The 16,669-nt window shown below is 58.7% G+C and carries 20 protein-coding genes; 14 read left to right on the top strand and 6 right to left on the bottom strand.

The features are described 5' to 3' along the window. Positions 1 to 100 precede the first annotated feature (100 nt). The 3 genes from K7A42_RS16290 (at position 101) to guaA (ending at position 2,845) form a co-directional block, all read left to right on the top strand. Positions 101 to 550, top strand: coding sequence for a PaaI family thioesterase (locus K7A42_RS16290; protein WP_003520131.1), 450 nt, complete (start codon positions 101 to 103; stop codon positions 548 to 550). Continuing rightward, positions 547 to 1,185 (top strand): 5'-methylthioadenosine/S-adenosylhomocysteine nucleosidase, encoded by a 639-nt coding sequence (locus K7A42_RS16285; protein WP_037089430.1) that lies wholly within the window; start codon positions 547 to 549, stop codon positions 1,183 to 1,185. The genes K7A42_RS16290 and K7A42_RS16285 overlap by 4 nt, the downstream gene beginning before the upstream one ends. An 82-nt stretch (positions 1,186 to 1,267) precedes the next feature. Then, positions 1,268 to 2,845 carry a glutamine-hydrolyzing GMP synthase gene (guaA, locus tag K7A42_RS16280; protein WP_022555471.1) on the top strand — a complete coding sequence of 526 codons (1,578 nt, stop codon included), beginning with the start codon at positions 1,268 to 1,270 and terminating at the stop codon, positions 2,843 to 2,845. A gap of 70 nt (positions 2,846 to 2,915) precedes the next feature. Here the strand turns inward: guaA and K7A42_RS16275 are convergent, their stop codons facing one another. After that, positions 2,916 to 3,404, bottom strand: coding sequence for a hypothetical protein (locus K7A42_RS16275; RefSeq protein ID WP_006699713.1), 489 nt, complete (start codon positions 3,402 to 3,404; stop codon positions 2,916 to 2,918). Between the two features lie 139 nt (positions 3,405 to 3,543). Continuing rightward, a complete protein-coding gene (locus K7A42_RS16270; protein WP_022555470.1) occupies positions 3,544 to 4,122 on the bottom strand; it encodes a TetR/AcrR family transcriptional regulator in 579 nt (192 codons plus the stop codon). A gap of 392 nt (positions 4,123 to 4,514) precedes the next feature. On the opposite strand from K7A42_RS16270, the gene K7A42_RS16265 reads away from it, so the two are divergent. Then, positions 4,515 to 5,231: a 2'-5' RNA ligase family protein gene (locus tag K7A42_RS16265; RefSeq protein ID WP_077986565.1), complete on the top strand. Its 717-nt coding sequence runs from the start codon at positions 4,515 to 4,517 to the stop codon at positions 5,229 to 5,231. A gap of 168 nt (positions 5,232 to 5,399) precedes the next feature. Here the strand turns inward: K7A42_RS16265 and K7A42_RS16260 are convergent, their stop codons facing one another. Then, positions 5,400 to 5,567 carry a hypothetical protein gene (locus tag K7A42_RS16260; RefSeq protein WP_003503889.1) on the bottom strand — a complete coding sequence of 56 codons (168 nt, stop codon included), beginning with the start codon at positions 5,565 to 5,567 and terminating at the stop codon, positions 5,400 to 5,402. Between the two features lie 234 nt (positions 5,568 to 5,801). Here K7A42_RS16260 and K7A42_RS16255 point away from each other — a divergent pair, with 234 nt between their 5' ends. The 3 genes from K7A42_RS16255 (at position 5,802) to K7A42_RS16245 (ending at position 7,965) form a co-directional block, all read left to right on the top strand. Next, complete coding sequence (locus K7A42_RS16255; protein ID WP_282455556.1) at positions 5,802 to 6,149, top strand: ArsC family reductase; 348 nt, start codon at positions 5,802 to 5,804, stop codon at positions 6,147 to 6,149. A gap of 12 nt (positions 6,150 to 6,161) precedes the next feature. Beyond that, positions 6,162 to 6,638, top strand: a complete 477-nt coding sequence (gene ybaK, locus K7A42_RS16250; protein WP_282455555.1) for a Cys-tRNA(Pro) deacylase — start codon at positions 6,162 to 6,164, stop codon at positions 6,636 to 6,638. Positions 6,639 to 6,726: 88 nt separating this feature from the next. Beyond that, the gene (locus tag K7A42_RS16245; RefSeq protein WP_035206643.1) at positions 6,727 to 7,965 is read left to right on the top strand and encodes an aminopeptidase; all 1,239 of its coding nucleotides are present in this window, start codon (positions 6,727 to 6,729) and stop codon (positions 7,963 to 7,965) included. Positions 7,966 to 7,971: 6 nt separating this feature from the next. Here K7A42_RS16245 and K7A42_RS16240 read toward each other — a convergent pair whose 3' ends face one another. Further along, positions 7,972 to 8,835 carry an EamA family transporter gene (locus K7A42_RS16240; RefSeq protein ID WP_282455554.1) on the bottom strand — a complete coding sequence of 288 codons (864 nt, stop codon included), beginning with the start codon at positions 8,833 to 8,835 and terminating at the stop codon, positions 7,972 to 7,974. 81 nt (positions 8,836 to 8,916) lie between these two features. Here K7A42_RS16240 and K7A42_RS16235 point away from each other — a divergent pair, with 81 nt between their 5' ends. The 3 genes from K7A42_RS16235 (at position 8,917) to K7A42_RS16225 (ending at position 11,485) form a co-directional block, all read left to right on the top strand. Further along, a complete protein-coding gene (locus tag K7A42_RS16235) occupies positions 8,917 to 9,417 on the top strand; it encodes a MarR family winged helix-turn-helix transcriptional regulator (RefSeq protein WP_282455553.1) in 501 nt (166 codons plus the stop codon). A gap of 104 nt (positions 9,418 to 9,521) precedes the next feature. Next, entirely contained in the window at positions 9,522 to 10,229 is a 708-nt protein-coding gene (locus K7A42_RS16230; RefSeq protein WP_020011124.1) for a FadR/GntR family transcriptional regulator, read from the top strand. 53 nt (positions 10,230 to 10,282) lie between these two features. Continuing rightward, positions 10,283 to 11,485 carry a mandelate racemase/muconate lactonizing enzyme family protein gene (locus tag K7A42_RS16225; protein ID WP_072493847.1) on the top strand — a complete coding sequence of 401 codons (1,203 nt, stop codon included), beginning with the start codon at positions 10,283 to 10,285 and terminating at the stop codon, positions 11,483 to 11,485. Here K7A42_RS16225 and xseA read toward each other — a convergent pair whose 3' ends face one another. Then, complete coding sequence (gene xseA, locus K7A42_RS16220; protein WP_282455552.1) at positions 11,486 to 13,084, bottom strand: exodeoxyribonuclease VII large subunit; 1,599 nt, start codon at positions 13,082 to 13,084, stop codon at positions 11,486 to 11,488. Between the two features lie 188 nt (positions 13,085 to 13,272). Here xseA and K7A42_RS16215 point away from each other — a divergent pair, with 188 nt between their 5' ends. Both K7A42_RS16215 and K7A42_RS16210 read left to right on the top strand, forming a co-directional pair. Further along, the gene (locus K7A42_RS16215; protein ID WP_004439396.1) at positions 13,273 to 13,515 is read left to right on the top strand and encodes a hypothetical protein; all 243 of its coding nucleotides are present in this window, start codon (positions 13,273 to 13,275) and stop codon (positions 13,513 to 13,515) included. 12 nt (positions 13,516 to 13,527) lie between these two features. Further along, positions 13,528 to 13,899 (top strand): hypothetical protein, encoded by a 372-nt coding sequence (locus K7A42_RS16210; RefSeq protein ID WP_282455551.1) that lies wholly within the window; start codon positions 13,528 to 13,530, stop codon positions 13,897 to 13,899. Here K7A42_RS16210 and K7A42_RS16205 read toward each other — a convergent pair. Next, positions 13,896 to 14,879 carry a Gfo/Idh/MocA family protein gene (locus tag K7A42_RS16205; protein ID WP_282455550.1) on the bottom strand — a complete coding sequence of 328 codons (984 nt, stop codon included), beginning with the start codon at positions 14,877 to 14,879 and terminating at the stop codon, positions 13,896 to 13,898. The genes K7A42_RS16210 and K7A42_RS16205 overlap by 4 nt on opposite strands. Positions 14,880 to 15,057: 178 nt before the next feature. On the opposite strand from K7A42_RS16205, the gene K7A42_RS16200 reads away from it, so the two are divergent. Further along, positions 15,058 to 15,618: an isochorismatase family protein gene (locus K7A42_RS16200; RefSeq protein ID WP_282455549.1), complete on the top strand. Its 561-nt coding sequence runs from the start codon at positions 15,058 to 15,060 to the stop codon at positions 15,616 to 15,618. Next, positions 15,618 to 16,601 (top strand): GlxA family transcriptional regulator, encoded by a 984-nt coding sequence (locus K7A42_RS16195; RefSeq protein ID WP_035206631.1) that lies wholly within the window; start codon positions 15,618 to 15,620, stop codon positions 16,599 to 16,601. Before K7A42_RS16200 ends, K7A42_RS16195 begins: the two co-directional genes overlap by 1 nt. Positions 16,602 to 16,669: the final 68 nt, after the last annotated feature.

Below are 16,669 nucleotides of genomic sequence, written 5' to 3'. Positions count from 1 at the left end.
GGATTTTTCCTAATTTCTCTAATTTGCCGCATCGCCCTTGTCTTGCCTGCCGCCCCGCGCCATGTCAGTTTGCGATGAGGCAGAAGCAGGCAGGCAGGCCATGGAGATCACTGATCCCGGCGATTTTCGTCAGCGGATAGAAAGAAGCTTTGCGCGGCAGGGCGTGGTTCAGGCGATTAACGCCGAAATCAGCCGTATCGAACACCGGCTGGTGGAAATCGAACTCCCTTTTCATGAAAAGCTGACGCAGCAGCACGGCATACTACATGCGGGTGTCATCGCCGCCGGTCTGGATACCGCCTGCACCTATGCCGCCTATACGATCATTGAGCCGGAAGCCTCGCTGCTGACCATCGAGTTCAAGGTGAACCTCATGTCGCCGGGACGCGGCGAGCGGTTTCTGTTTCGCGGCGAGATCATCAAGCCCGGCAATAATCTTATCGTCGCCGATGGTCGCGCCTATGCCCTGTCCGATGGGCCGGCAAAGCTGATCGCCTCAATGACGGGCACGATGATGGTGGTTAAAGGACGCGAGGATATTACCGGATGAGCTACCAGCTTATGCATGTCGCGGATAAATCACTCCTGTTCGTCATGGCGGCTTCCGCCGAATACGGTCCCCACCTGCAGTCACGCATCACACCGCTGATGACCGGTGTTGGACCCGTCGAAGCGGCTATTGCGGTCACGACCGTTCTTGCCGGTCTCGATACGGCGGGCCATCTGCCAGACCTCGTTGTGTCGCTCGGCTCCGCCGGTTCCCGCACGCTCGAACAGACCGCAATCTACCAGGCAGTGTCGGTTTCTTATCGTGACATGGATGCCTCTCCCTTCGGTTTTGCGAAGGGTTGCACACCGTTTCTCGACCTGCCGGCGGAGGTGGCCTTGCCCTTGCGGATACCCGACGTTGCCGGGGCGCGGCTTTCCACCGGCGCCAATGTCGTTTCCGGCGAGGCCTATGGGCTGATCGACGCCGATATGGTGGAAATGGAGACATATGCAGTTTTAAGAGCATGCCAGCGTTTCGGTTTACCGCTGATTGGCCTGCGCGGTATTTCCGACGGCAAGGCCGATGTGAAACACGTGAATGACTGGACCGAGTATCTGCACATCATCGATGAAAAACTGGCGGATGCCGTTGACCGGCTCTGTCGCGCTATCGAAGACGGCGCGATAGCCCTCTGAACCTTGCGATTTTCGCGATTTTCTACTGTTTGCCACCCGCTTCCGGGTTGCCTAAAGCCGCCATTTTCTTTAAAGGCTCGCCATGACCCAGATAGCCCATCCCGACAGCATTCTCATCATCGATTTCGGCAGCCAGGTGACGCAGCTGATTGCGCGCCGCATCCGCGAAGCCGGGGTCTATTGCGAAATCCACCCGTTCCAGAATGCCGCAGAGGCGTTTGAGAAACTTCAGCCCAAGGGCGTGATATTCTCCGGCGGCCCCGCATCTGTCACGGCGGAAGGAAGCCCGCGCGCGCCGCAGGCAGTGTTCGACAGCAAGGTACCGATCCTCGGCATCTGCTATGGCCAGCAGACACTGTGCACACAGCTCGGCGGCGTTGTCGAGGGCGGCCATGCGGCGGAATTCGGCCGCGCCGATATCGACATCAAGAAGGCTAGCCCGCTGTTCGAAGGCTTCTGGGAGCAGGGCAAAAGCTACCCGGTGTGGATGAGCCATGGCGACCGCGTGACGAAGCTGCCGGAAGGCTTCGAGGTCATCGCAACCTCCGAAAACGCACCGTTCGCCATCGCAGCGGACGAGAAGCGGCACTATTACTCCACCATGTTCCATCCGGAAGTGGTGCATACGCCCGATGGCGGCAAGCTGCTGTCAAACTTCGTGCACAAGATCGTTGGTCTGAAATCCGACTGGACGATGGCGGCCTATCGCGCCGAGATGATCCGCAAGATCCGCGAGCAGGTCGGCACCGGCCGGGTGCTCTGTGCACTTTCAGGTGGCGTCGATTCTTCGGTTGCAGCTATTCTCATTCATGAGGCTATCGGCGACCAGCTGACCTGCGTTTACGTCGATCATGGGCTGATGCGGCTTGGGGAAAGCGAACAGGTCGTCGGCATGTTCCGCGACCACTACAATATTCCGCTTGTTCATGTGGACGCATCCGACCTGTTCCTCGGCGAACTCTCCGGCGTTTCCGATCCGGAAGTGAAGCGCAAGACCATCGGCCGTCTGTTCATCGAGGTTTTCGAGGCCGAAGCGGCCAAGATTGCCGCCGATGGCAAGGGTGCTCCGAACTTCCTCGCGCAGGGCACGCTCTACCCCGACGTCATCGAAAGTGTCTCCTTCTCCGGTGGCCCTTCGGTGACCATCAAGAGCCACCACAATGTCGGCGGTCTTCCCGAGCGCATGAACATGCAACTCGTCGAGCCGCTGCGTGAACTCTTCAAGGACGAAGTACGCGCTCTTGGCCGCGAACTCGGCCTGCCGGAAAGCTTCATCGGCCGCCATCCCTTCCCCGGTCCGGGTCTTGCGATCCGATGCCCCGGTGCGATTACCCGTGAAAAGCTCGATATCCTGCGTAAAGCGGATGCGATCTATCTCGACGAGATCCGCAAGGCCGGTCTTTACGACACCATCTGGCAGGCTTTCGCCGTGCTGCTGCCGGTCCAGACTGTTGGCGTCATGGGCGACTACCGAACCTATGACTTCGTCTGTGCGCTGCGCGCGGTGACCTCGGTGGACGGCATGACTGCGGATTTCTATCCCTACGACATGAACTTCCTCGGCCGTGCGGCAACCCGCATCATCAACGAAGTGCGCGGCATCAACCGTGTCGTCTACGATGTCACGAGCAAGCCGCCCGGCACGATCGAGTGGGAATAGGACCATACTCGATACGGTGAGGTTGCTGCCGCAACGCCACCGTATCTAAGGAAGAAAGACGACGCCGCGACTAGTTCGCGGCGTTTTTGTTTTGTCGGATGAGATAGATCATCTGGGCAGTCAGGCCGACCACGAGGATCGCCAGCAATCCTGCCTGGGCGCCGAGAAGCAGCGGCGATTTCAGGTCTGTCACTATCGGATGACCGTCGGGAACACGGCGCAGAATTTCACTCACCGTCGGGACCATCAACAGAAACGCGGTAATGCTGAGACAGATGGTTTCAATATATCTGGCGATACGCGTTGAACCCAGAACGCGTTCGATACCGTAGCCTGCAAGCAGGAACAGGATGGTCAGGACGCCAACGACGTAGCTGATTGGCTGATGCGCCACAAGAAAGACAGTTGCAGCGCCAATCAGCATGGACACAAAGTAGATTGCCCCGGGCGTGGATCGGGGGACGATGCGACCGTAACGGGTAAACATGAAAATGGCCGCGGGAATGGCGGGCAGACTGCCGAGCGTGTGGATCCAGCCAAGCGAAGAAATACCGAACATGCGAAATTGCCTTTCTCTTCCTGAAAGATGGGGTGGTCCGGAACGCAGATTGTCGCCGGCATGTCTGCCAGAGCAGCGTCATTAGTTGATCGGTCGGTCTCGTTTGGGTCATGCGTCGACGCCCCTCGCAAGATGCAGTTCAAGCGGTGATGCGCTCCAGCATCGGGCGGGTTATGGCGCCAAAGCTTGTGGCATCGCCATGTGCGCGCGCTGAGAGCATTGCGCCGTGCACGGTGGCCATGAACATCTCAGCATTGACCCGCGCTGTGCCGGTTAGTGCAAGGCGCCCCTGGGAAGCGCCGCGCTCCAGCACGGCTGTAAGCCAGTCCGAGAGACTCCGAAAATGCGCACGCACCTCGAGAACGACCGCTTCGGGAAGAATCGGTATTTCGCCGGCAAGCAGCGCACAGACGCAGAAGGGATGGGTTGCATCGGCGATGCAGCGCTCCCAATAGCCGATATAGGCGCGAAGCTGCTCCAGCGGATCTGGAATGTGCTGCTCCAGCGCGGCGATACCGGCTTCGGCCTCGTGCCTGTACTGTGACACCAGTTTCGCGACCAAGTCCGCCTTGCTGGGAAAATGGTGATGGATACTCGCGTTGCGAATGCCGACTACATGGGAAATATCGGCATAGCTAAAACTATTATAGCCCCCTCTCACAATCAGGGTCCGGGCGCACTGGAGAATGTCATCGGCTTTGGTTTTAGAGCTTTTCATGCTTTTACCTACCAACTAGTAGGTAGAATGTCAACGGCGATGGGATCCGGACGAGGATCGACCCCGACGATCACAGGCGGAGAACCATAAAAGAAAGGCATGCCCTCAGCCATTGCCCCGTCATTGCCTGGCCCCCATCGACATGCCACTCGCATTGGCTTGTTGGTTGGCCCTGCTTCCCGCCACCTTGGCTAGCGGAATGCTGGTCCCGCGGACCAGCTGGGAAGATCGTATGCTCCAGACAGAGTTGCCGGGTCATACGGATTGCGTTCGCGAAAGGCCGTATCGGATATTGCCCCGCATATGGTGAAGTTTTGTTCGCTTTTTGTTCTTCCAATTTTCCTCGGCGATGATAATATTGCGGCCTTGAGCAAAGGCCGTGGAGCATCGTCGTGAGTTTCGAGTTGACGGATAATGGAGGGTCAGGGCAGCTTTTCCTCGAAGGCTTCGATCTGGAGAAGCAGCGACGGGTCAATCCGCGATTTGGCAACAAGGTCTTAATCGTGCTGAAGCCGCCGGTGGCCTTGGCGGAAAGAATTTTCACCGATGCATCGTGCCATGCCGCCGGGCGGACGAAGCGGGCGGCCCATCCAGCCGAGCTTCTGCATATCACCCTCCTTTGCGTCGGGTGTTTCGACACCGTGCCTCGCGGTTTCGCAAACCGGCTGAAGGCGGCACTGGCGGAAATAAGGGCGCGTCCCGTTCCGATTACGTTCGATGGCAGCTCGCTTTTCGGCAATCGCAGCTGTCTGGCGCTAAGCAGCCGCCGCGAGATGCTGGAGCTCAGAGCATTGGCGAAGATGGTGCAGCGCGCGCTTTGGCGGGCCAATCTGCCCTTTGTCGCCGCATCGTCGTTCACGCCGCATCTCACCGTGGTCTATGGCTGCGGGAAAATCGACATCATGCCTGTTGAAAAACCATATAGCTGGCTGGCGGGCAGCTTCGAACTCATCTTCAGCCATAATGGAGAGACGCGGCACGAATCTCTCGGGCGCTTCCCGCTTTCGGCGAAAGCGGACCGCTATGAGCAGCCGGAAAGTCAATTATATCTGCCGGAAAAAATATTCAGGCCGCAGAAGCGGTCGGCGCACAAGATGGCGGCGCGATAACGCTTGCGTGAAAAAGCACGGCATACATGCCTAGCATTAGCTGCCCCACTGCTGTAGACGCAGAGGATGCGCCAGCAAAAGCGCAGTTTGTAGCGCCCGCCGAGAACCGGGTGTTCCGGTATCCGGCGCGAGCGAGGCGGTGCCGCCTCGCCGGGAACGATAACCAGCTTAGAGCTGAACCTTGTCGAAAGCCTTGCCATCGATGCCGAGGGCTTCGAGATCGGCACGGGCGGGCTTGCGATGCGCGCGAACAGCGGCCGAAACCGAGAGCGCTGCACCGAGAACGGCGAAAGTTTCACCGAAGAAGTTACGCGATGTCTTTGCAACCTGACGCATTTTTTTCTCCATCTTTGATGCCCAGATAATGGGCATTTCCGCACCGTTCTACAACTCATGATGTAGCAGGGAAGCCATGCAGCTTTGCTCGCGCTCGTTCGGATATCAGCCATTGCGATTTCGCATGGCTCAGGCTTGGCGTCTTCAAAAGGACGCAGGGCGCCTCAGCCGGCGGGTTGAATAAGGCGGATATTTTGTTATGCCGGAAAGCTTGAACACAAAGAGGCTGGCAGCATGACGATCATCATTTACGGCATCAAGAACTGCGACACGATGAAGAAGGCCAGAAGCTGGCTGGAAACCCATGGCGTCGAATATTCTTTCCATGACTACAAGGCCTCGGGCATTGACCGCGCCCATCTGGAGACATGGTGCGATGCCGCGGGCTGGGAAATGGTTCTCAACCGCGCCGGTACGACCTTCAAAAAACTCGATGACGGCCAGAAGGCTGGCCTGAGCCGCGAGAAGGCCATTGCAATGATGCTGGAGCAGCCCTCTATGATCAAGCGTCCGGTGCTGGAGGCGAAGGGCAAGATAACCGTCGGTTTCAAGCCTGAAACCTACCAGACTCTTTTTGCGTGACTGCAATCTGCCATGTCCAAAACAACCCGCGCCACCCAGATGCTGAACAAGGCGGGCGTCGCCTTCACCACCGTTACCTATGATTACGACCCGAATGCAGACCGCATTGGCCTGCAGGCGGCCGAGGCGATCGGCGAGCCACCGCATCTGGTGCTGAAAACGCTGATGGCGGAGCTAGACGGCAAGCCGGTCTGTGTCGTCGTTCCTTCGGATCGTGAGGTCAGCATGAAGAGGCTTGCGGCCGCTTTCGGAGGCAAATCCGCCAGCATGATGAAACCTGCCGATGCCGAGCGTGCCACCGGTTACCATGTCGGCGGCATCAGCCCTTTCGGACAGAAAAAACAGGTGCCTACGGCCATCGAGGCCGAAGCGATGACGAATGATTATGTCTACATGAATGGTGGGCAGCGCGGCTTGCAGGTGAGGCTTTCTCCCCGAGATGCCCAAACGGCACTGAAGGCCATTGCCGCACCGCTGGTCGCCGATTGAGGCGCAAGGGGCGCGCCTGAAAGCGTTTGGCTTTCAGGAGGAATGGGCTATGGTCGGCGCCTCCGATTGAAATAGACGAAGGCAGATCATGACTGTTTCCCCCATCGATCCCGTCAAACTCGAAAAACTGGCCGAAGTCGCCATCAAGGTCGGTCTGCAATTGCAGAAGGATCAGGATCTGGTGATTACCGCGCCGCTGGCAGCGCTGCCGCTGGTGCGATTGCTGACAAAACATGCCTATATGGCGGGCGGCGGACTGGTTACCACCTTTTACTCCGACGAAGAAACCACGCTTGCCCGCTATCGCCATGCGAGCGACGCCAATTTCGACCGGGCTTCCGGCTGGCTTTATGATGGCATGGCAAAGGCCTATTCGAACGGCGCGGCGCGGCTGGCAATTGCCGGCGATAACCCCATGCTGCTGGCCGAACAGGACCCCGCCAAGGTTGCCCGCGCCAATAAAGCAAACTCCACCGCCTATAAGCCGGCGCTGGAGAAGATTTCCAACTTCGACATCAACTGGAACATCATCTCCTATCCGAACCCCTCCTGGGCAAAGCAGGTGTTTCCCGACGTGACGGAAGACGAAGCGGTCCGCAGGCTAGCCGACGCCATCTTCGCTGCCTCGCGGGTGGATCTGGCTGATCCTGTCGCCGCATGGGCTGAGCACAATGCCAACCTTGCCAAGCGCTCGGCGTGGCTGAATGGCGAACGTTTCGCTTCACTGCATTTCACCGGCCCTGGCACGGATGTGAAAATCGGCCTGGCGGACGGCCACGAATGGCATGGCGGCGCCTCCACCGCCAAGAATGGGGTCACCTGCAACCCCAATATCCCGACCGAAGAAGTGTTCACGACACCGCACGCGTTGCGCGTCGACGGTTACGTCTCCAGCACCAAGCCCCTGTCGCATCAGGGAACGCTGATCGACGATATCCAGGTGAAGTTCGAGGGTGGACGTATCGTCGAAGCCAAGGCTTCGAAGGGCGAAGCTGTATTGAACAAGGTACTCGACACTGACGAAGGTGCGCGGCGCCTCGGTGAAGTGGCGCTGGTGCCGCATTCCTCGCCGATTTCGGCAAGCGGCATCCTGTTCTACAACACGCTGTTCGATGAAAATGCCTCGTGCCACATCGCGCTCGGTCAGTGCTATTCGAAGTGCTTTCTCGACGGCGCGTCGCTGTCGCAGGATCAGATCAAGGCGCAGGGCGGCAATTCCAGCCTGATCCACATCGACTGGATGATCGGTTCCGACAAGGTGGATATCGATGGCGTGAGGCCGGATGGCTCCACGGTTCCTGTCATGCGCAAGGGCGAATGGGCCTGACGACACCTATCTCGGCAACTGGCTGCGCTGACTGAGCCAGATGCTGAAGAGCACCGCAACGAAACCTGCGATCTGCGCTGGCGTGAGGCTTTGGCCGAGCGCCAGCCAGCCGAGCAGGGTTGCAACGACCGGGCTTAGAAAACCAAGCGATGCGGCGGCGGAAGGTTCGATGCGGGCAAGTCCGCGGAACCACAGAAAATAGGTCAAGGCAGCGCCGATAAGACCCAGATAGGCCATGCCGAGAATATTGGCGGCCGTCGGCGTCGGCAGTGCGGGTTCAAAAAAATACGCGACCGGCAGCAGCAGGATACCACCGGCTGTCAGTTGCCAGGCGGTAAACGTCAGGTTCGACACCGGCGGACGCCATTTGCGGGTCAGCACTGTTCCAAAAGCCATGGACACGGCACCGGCGAGGCCTGCCGCCACACCGATACTATCCATCGCAGCCCCCGGCGCCAAAACCAGAAGCGCCACACCGACAATACCCAGAAAACCGGCCGCGATAGCCAGCGGCCGGACCGGTGTCGCGAGAAACAGCCGAGAAAGGCCAATCACGATCAGGGGCTGGACCGCGCCCACCGTTGCCGCCACGCCGCCGGGCAGCCGATAGGCCGAAACGAAAAGCATCGCCCAGAAGAACGAGAAATTCAGTGCCCCCAGAATGAGGCTGCGCGGCCACCAGATACCGTTTGGCAGTTTTCTCACGAAAAGCAGCAGCAACACGCCAGCCGGCAATGCGCGCAGCATGGCGACATGCAGAGGGTATCCATGAGGCAGAAGCTCGGTGGTGACGAAATAGGTCGTGCCCCAAATAGCGGGAGCAAGAGAAGTCGTCAGCACATCGGCGGCATAGGCTGTATTTTTCTTCATTTCAAGAATCTCTATATCAAGACAAATGCACCCTAAGTGATTTTATCTTGACGTCAAGACACTAATTGTTATGCCTTGATGATGAGCAAAGAACCACTTGACCGCGTCGATCACATTCTGGCGCAATGGCGCAGGGAGCGGCCCGATCTCGATGTCGAACCCATGGCGCTGCTGGGGCGCCTGAACCGTCTCACCACCCATCTAGCGCGAGAGGTGGAGACCGTGCTGCTGAAGCACGGTCTTTCCTCCTCCGCTTTCGATGTTCTCGCGACATTACGGCGTTCCGGATCACCCTACCGGCTTTCCCCCGGCGATCTGCTGGCGATGACAATGGTAAGCTCCGGCACCATGACCAACCGCATCGACCAGCTCGAAAAAGCTGGGTTTGTGAAGCGCATACATAATCCCGATGACCGGCGCAGCGTCCTGATATCGTTAACAGAACCGGGATTTTCCATTGTCGAGGAGGCGGTCGGTGCACATGTCGAAAACCAGCACCGTCTGGTCGCCAGTCTGAGCGAGGAAGAGCGCACGACGCTGAACCAGCTGCTGAAACGGTTCTTGCGGGATTTCGAAGCATAGGCATTTTCCGCTGGCAAACATAATGCTCCGTGATGCCGCTTGTTTCGCGCCCAAAAATCCTGTAAGCAATTTTCCGTAAACCTGTACTACAGGTTGGAGGAAAAATGTTAAGTGCCATTCCGCATGAATCCGGTCTCGTCAGCAGCACGATCGGCGCGATCACCCGTCATATCCGCGAAAACGAACTTGCGCCCGGCGCCAAGCTCCCCAGCGAACTTTCGCTTTCGCAGCAGCTCGGCGTTTCTCGCACCGTCGTCCGTGAGGCCTTCCGGTCCCTATCGGCCATGCGGCTGATCGATGTCAGCGCCGGCAAACGCGCTACGGTGGCGACGCTGGATCATGGTGCGATGTCGCTGATGTTCGAACATGGCATTCACACTGAGCAGATCAACATTCAGCAGATCTACGATGTGCGCCGCACGATCGAGGTCAGAACCGTGACGCTCGCGGCGCTCAGACGAACGGATGCGGAAGCGCTCACCATTCTCGACCATGCCAACAACATGGAGCGGGACTTTGGCGACAATGACAAGGTCATGGAACATGATCTGGCGTTTCACCTTGCTGTTGCAAGAGCCTCCAAGAACCCGGTTTTCGAACTCATTCTCGGCGCCTTTCAGAATGTGACGCGCCAGACGTGGCCGATCGGCTGGAAAAGCCGCACATCCGATGCACAGCGACATGCTGCAGGCGAACTTCACATCGCCATCGGACAGGCCATTGCCGCCGGTGACCCGCAAACCGCTTCAACGCTGATGGCGCGTCATTTCGATGAAAGCGTTCACGCGCTTCTGGCGGCCGGCATCGCCTGATTTTTTCAACGCAGTCCCAGACGGAAACTGACTGCCTCTGGAGGAGACACTTCATGAAAATCACCAAACTCGAGACCGTCCGCGTGGCGGAACGGGCAAACCTGCTCTGGGTTCTGGTCCATACGGATGAAGGCATTACCGGGCTTGGCGAAACCTTTTATGGCGCCGAGACGGTGGAGACCTATGTGCATGAATATATTGCACCCAGGGTCATCGGCCGCGATCCGCTGCAGATCGACCTTCTGGCGCAGGATCTCGTCGGTTATCTCGGCTTCCGCTCATCCGGTGCGGAAGTGCGCGGCAATTCGGCATTCGATATTGCGCTTTGGGATATTTTCGGCAAGGCCACCAACCAGCCGATAGCCCAGCTGCTCGGTGGTTTCAGCCGCAAGGAAATCCGTACCTACAATACCTGCGCGGGCACGGAATATATCAAGAAAGCCACCGGCCAGCAGACGGCCAATTACGGCCTCTCCGGTGGCAAGGATTATGACGATCTGAACGGCTTCCTGCATCGCGCGGACGAGCTTGCCCATTCGCTGCTGGAAGACGGCATCACGGCCATGAAGATCTGGCCTTTCGATGCAGCGGCGGAGAAGACGCGCGGGCAATATATCTCGATGCCGGACCTGAAGGCAGCGCTTGAGCCGTTTGAAAAAATCCGCAAAGCGGTGGGCGACAAGATGGATATCATGGTGGAGTTTCACTCCATGTGGCAGCTTCTGCCCGCCATGCAGATCGCCAAGGCGCTCACGCCATACCAGACCTTCTGGCATGAAGACCCGATCAAGATGGACAGCCTTTCCAGCCTGACGCGGTATGCCGCTGTTTCGCCCGCACCGATTTCCGCGTCCGAAACGCTTGGCTCCCGCTGGGCCTTCCGCGACCTGCTCGAGACAGGTGCTGCCGGTGTGGTGATGCTTGATATCAGCTGGTGCGGCGGGATTTCCGAAGCGCGTAAGATTGCCTCGATGGCGGAAGCCTGGCATCTGCCGGTCGCCCCGCATGATTGCACCGGGCCGGTGGTGCTCTGCGCCTCCACACATCTGTCGCTCAATGCGCCGAATGCGCTGGTGCAGGAAAGCGTGCGTGCCTTCTACAAGACCTGGTATCGCGATCTCGTGACCGCATTGCCGGAAGTGAAGAACGGCATGATCACCGTGCCGCCAGGCGCTGGCCTTGGCATGGAGCTGCATCCCGATATCGAAAAAACCTTCACCGTCAGCCGCCGTTTTTCAGATGCGGCATCAATCTGATCAGAACAGGCTGCCTTGATTGCCAGGGTCCGAAGAAGCCGGTTTTACCGGCTTCTTTTTCAACGCGACGGGCGCATCCGGGGACGGCGTCCCCTCTCCCGTTGTGATGGCGGAGACGCGACCGTCGGCGAATTCCATAGAGACAACAGCGCCTGACGCGATAGCCGCAGCACGAGTCAGCGGCCGGTTCTCATCATCGCGGATCACCGCATAACCGCGATTCAGCACGTTCTTATAGGACAGCGATTGCAGGATACGATCATGGGCGGCGAGACCGGAACGGTTCTGCGCCATGCGATGCAACACGGCGGTATCGGCGCGACGAGACGCGGTGACGACGCGTTCCTTCTGCCGCTCCAGCTGGCCGAGAAGTCGGGCAGGGAGCGAACGCAACGCGGAATCGAAAGCATCAACGCGGCCCTTGCCCTGCAACAGGCGGCGTTCCACCAGGGTCTCGGCCCGGTGTATACGTTCGCTGATCCCCTGCCTGTGGTGTTTGAGACCGTTCAACAGGGTTTCCGGCCTGAGACCCGAGGCAGAACGTTCGAAGGCACGGCGCTTGTTGAGGGCTGTTATTTCCAATCCGCGACCGAGACCGCTCGCGGCCTCGTCGAACCGGCGGCGCGGCAAAGCAAGAAGCTGATCGAGCGAAGGCAGCGCGCGCACCAGCGCCCGCACGCCTTGACGGCGATTGTCCATCTGCCGCAAGACCGAACCGGAAAGGCGGGCAGCGAGGCCCGACAGCTGCGCTTCGAGTTCCGCCCGCACCGGCACCGCCATTTCGGCGGCTCCCGTCGGCGTCGGGGCGCGCACGTCGGCGGCATAATCGATCAATGTCGTATCGGTCTCGTGTCCGACGGCGGAAATCAGCGGGATTTCGCTCTCGGCAGCTGCGCGCACGACGATTTCGTCATTGAAGCTCCAGAGGTCTTCGAGGCTGCCGCCGCCGCGCGCAACGATCATTACATCGGGGCGGGCAATCTCGCCGCCGGGCTGAAGCGCGTTGAAGCCGCGAATGGCGTTCGCCACCTCCTCACCCGAGCCTTCGCCCTGCACTTTGACCGGCCAGACGACGACATGGACCGGGAAACGATCCGAAATGCGGTGGAGAATATCGCGGATGACCGCGCCCGTTGGCGAGGTCACAACTCCAATGACGCGCGGCATGAAAGGCAGGCGGCGCTTGCGGGCCGGATCGAACAGCCCTTCCGCCGCCAGCCGCCGGCGGCGATCTTCCAAAAGCGCCATCAGCGCGCCGGCGCCGGCAGGCTCAAGGTTTTCGATGACGATCTGATATTTCGAGGAACCGGGAAAGGTGGTGATCTTGCCGGTGGCGATGACTTCCATGCCCTCTTCCGGGCGGAATTTCAGCCGCGAGAAGGTGCCCTTCCAGATCACCGCATCGATGCGGGCACGATCATCCTTCAGTGAGAAATAGGCGTGTCCTGACGAATGCGGCCCACGATAACCAGAAATTTCGCCCCGCACCCGCACCTGTTCGAACGCCGTCTCCACCGTGCGTTTGATGGAGCCCGACAGTTCGGAGACCGAGAATTCGGCAAGATTGCTCAATGCGGCGTGGGAGAAGATATCGCTCATGCCTGTTTGTAACCAAAAGCCGTCGATTCGGAAATGCCAGCGCCGGCCAGCGCTTTTTTAACCGCGATGAAACCATATCCTCAACTACCGAGTTAGGAAAATGGGGAATGGAGGAGAAAACAAGGGTTCTTTAGGGAAGACGGCGTTACGTCTGTCCCAGGCCCGGCAACCAAAGAGGAGGCGGCATCATGATTTTTCTTACCGCCACATTGCTTGGCGTAACCGCAGTTGCGTTACGTTCGGTTTTCAGCATCGTTTTCATTTGCATGATGATTATCGGTGCCTATGGCGTGGCGATCGCACTTTCTCCCACGGCCGTACCGCTGATGTCGCTGCTTCTGGCACTCGCCGGTTACAATTTCGGTGTCGTCGGTGTCGTTATCAGCCTTCTCGTGCTGCAGCGCCCGCGTTCCACTCAGCCAACCCTCTAAAAGTCCCCGGCCTTGAGGCTTCCGCGCTTTGCCCTTACCGAGATTTGCGGGCTGGCCGCCGACATTATCGTTACCTGTCTGCTTATGTCCTATCTCGGCGTTGATGCGCTCGTCGCCCGCGTGCCCGGCGCGGCAACGGGGCTCGCAACAAGCTGGCGGCTGAACCGGGTCAATGCTGAGGCATCAGTTAGGCCGAACGGTTTTTTGATGAACGCCGTAACTATTACCTCACGTATTGTCAGCGTCGGGCTTTTTGCGCTGCTGCAATGGCGCAACCCCCTCGTGCAACCGCTCGTGCCACTTGTCTTTTCAGCATTCGCGGCACTGGTGCTGGCGCTTTACGGCTATTGGCGGCTTCAAAGGCAACGGCAAGAGCGAGACTAAACCGTTTCCCAGCCGTCCTTTTCCGCCGCCCGGTAGATGGCGTCGATGAAAAGCTGGTTCTTCTTTGAGCTTTCCAACGTGACGACGTCGTCCTCACCTTTCGCCGCACGGGCAAAGGCCTCCGCTTCCAGCTTGTACTGACGGCTGTCCTGAAACCGGAAGATTTGCGAGACGTTATGCGTCTGATTGGTTAACTCGATCTCTTCCGCACCCCACCGATTGGCGTTGAAGGGCGACTTTACCTCGATGTAACCGTCCGTGCCATGGAAGACCATGAGCTGGCGGGAGGCGAGTTGTGTCGCCAGATAGAAGCTCAGTTCAAAACCGCCGAAATCGGCCCTGACGCTAGCGTAGATATCCGTGCCGAATTCACTGTCGCGTTCGACGGTCGCTTGCACACGTTTTGGTTCCGCACCGGTGGCAAAACGCGTCACGATCGTCGGGTAGACGCCGATATCCGGCAGGGCGCCGCCGCCCAGTTCGGGAATATTACGCATATTACCGGGATCGCGGTTGAAGTAGGTGAAAGCGCCCTGCACATGTTTCAGCGAACCAATTGCGCCCGAAGCCAGCAGTTCTTTCACTTTCGCCCAGACCGGAGCGTAGGCCACCATGAAGGCCTCGGATACGATAACGCCGTTACGGTCGCGCGCGGCAATAAGGGCGTCTATCTCCTCGGCCTTTAATGAAATCGGCTTTTCGCAAAGAACATGCTTGCCGGCATCAGCCGCCCTGACGGTCCATTCCACATGCTGCGAGGTGGGAAGCGGAATATAAACCGCATCGATGACATCAGAAGCCAGCATTTCTTCATAGGAGCCGAAAGCGTAGGGCACTGAAAAGCGATCGGCCACCGCGCGCGCTTTGGCAGGATCGCGGCTGGCGATGGCGCTGACCACACAGTTCTGTGCATCCTGTATTGCCGGAATAACGTGGTCCTGAGCGATTTTCGCCGTTGAGATTATTCCGAAGCGCAGCATTTCGTTCTCCCGTTCTGTCATTCCTGGAAACTTAGCACCGCCACACACTCTGGCAAGCCGCGGCAGCGCGACTGATAAAGAATGGCCGGATCTGTCCGGCCATTGTCGGTCTGGCTGCTTTTATACGTACATCAAAAGGGAAATGATGCTAGACATGAACCCAACGGAGAACCGTGAAATGTCCTCTTCCAACACCGCGCTGCTTGTCATCGACGTTCAGGAATCCTTTCGTCACGCCCCCTACTTTGATGAAAGCGGCCTCACGCTTTATCTTGAGAAACAGCAGGCGCTCATCGATGGCGCCAAAGCTGCTGGTATTCCCGTTGTGCAGATCTTCCATGTCGATGGTGACAAGGCCTTCTCAAAAGACAGCGGTTACATCCGTGCACTTGAGGGCGTAAGAATTACCCCAGATGTCACCTTTCACAAGAACCGCCATTCGGCCTTTGCCGGCACCGGTCTTGAAATCTGGCTGACTGAGAAGGGCATCAACCGATTGATCGTCTCCGGCATCCGTACCGAGCAATGCTGCGAAACCACGACCCGGCACGCTTCCGATCTTGGTTACAAAGTCGACTACGTCAGCGAAGCGACGCTGACTTTCCCGATGACACATGCTTCCGGCACCGTTTTCAGTGCGGAAGATATCCGCAAGCGAACCGAACTGGTGCTGGCTGGCCGCTTCGCGCGCATCGCAACTGTCAGCGACGTGCTTGCATCCGTCAAAGAGGCCACCTGATGGATGAGGGCGGCACCCGCGTCATTCCCTTTTATACGCTTGTGCCGCCACATGCGCTGTTGCTCGATATAGCCGGCCCGCTCGAGGTGATCCGTTATGCCAACGGGGAACAGCGCGACATTCATTTTGACTGCCGGTACATTGCTGAGAGCGACGAACAACAAACTTCCATTGGTCTTGCGCTTGCCCGGCTTGAGAGCTTGCCGGCGACGTTGCCGGAAAATGCTCTTCTACTGATCTCCGGGAGCACAACACGCTTCGACTGTGATCCGGGAACGCAGCGTGAGCGGCAGGCGCTGGCGACATGGCTGCGCCGTACAGTGCGTCCCGACACCACGGTGATTTCCATTTGCTCCGGCGCGCTTCTGGCGGGCGAAGCGGGCCTTTTCGATGGACGCAACTGCACGACCCATGCCGACTGTATAGAGGGGCTACGCCGCATTGCGCCATTGTCACAGGTGGCCGAAAACCGCCTTTTCGTGGAGGACGGCAACCGTTTCTCCAGCGCCGGTATTTCCACCGGCATCGACCTGATGCTGCATGTGGTCTCCCGGCTGACATCGCCTGCGGTTGCGGCACGCATCGCCAAAACCATGGTGGTTTATCTCAGGCGTAGCGGTAACGATCCGCAAATCTCCCCCTGGCTCACAGGCCGCAACCACATCCATCCCGCCATTCACCGGGTGCAGGATCGCGTAATGGCCGAACCGGCGCAGGACTGGTCGCTGGAGCGGCTAGCGGATATCGCCGCGCTCAGCGAAAGGCATCTCTCACGTCTGTTTCGCGAGCATGCCGGCATCAGCGTCATCGATTATGTCAACCTGATGCGGGTCAACCTCGCCCGTGATATTCTCGCAAACAGCCGCCTTGATATGGAGGCCATTGCCGAACGGGCGGGTTTTGCCTCCGCCCGGCATTTGCGACGGGTCTGGCAGCAGCATAACCGTTATCCGCCCAGCCACTATCGCGGCTTTCACGCCTGATAATCTCGGACCTCCCGCAGCCTGATGATTGCCATCAAAGGAATTGAATGGTTATGCCGGCGGGCAGT

Source organism: Agrobacterium sp. InxBP2 (genome assembly GCF_026191755.1).
GTDB lineage: Bacteria > Pseudomonadota > Alphaproteobacteria > Rhizobiales > Rhizobiaceae > Agrobacterium > Agrobacterium pusense.
The sequence above is the reverse complement of the archived record's forward strand: the minus strand, read 5'-3'. Positions and strand labels throughout refer to the sequence as shown.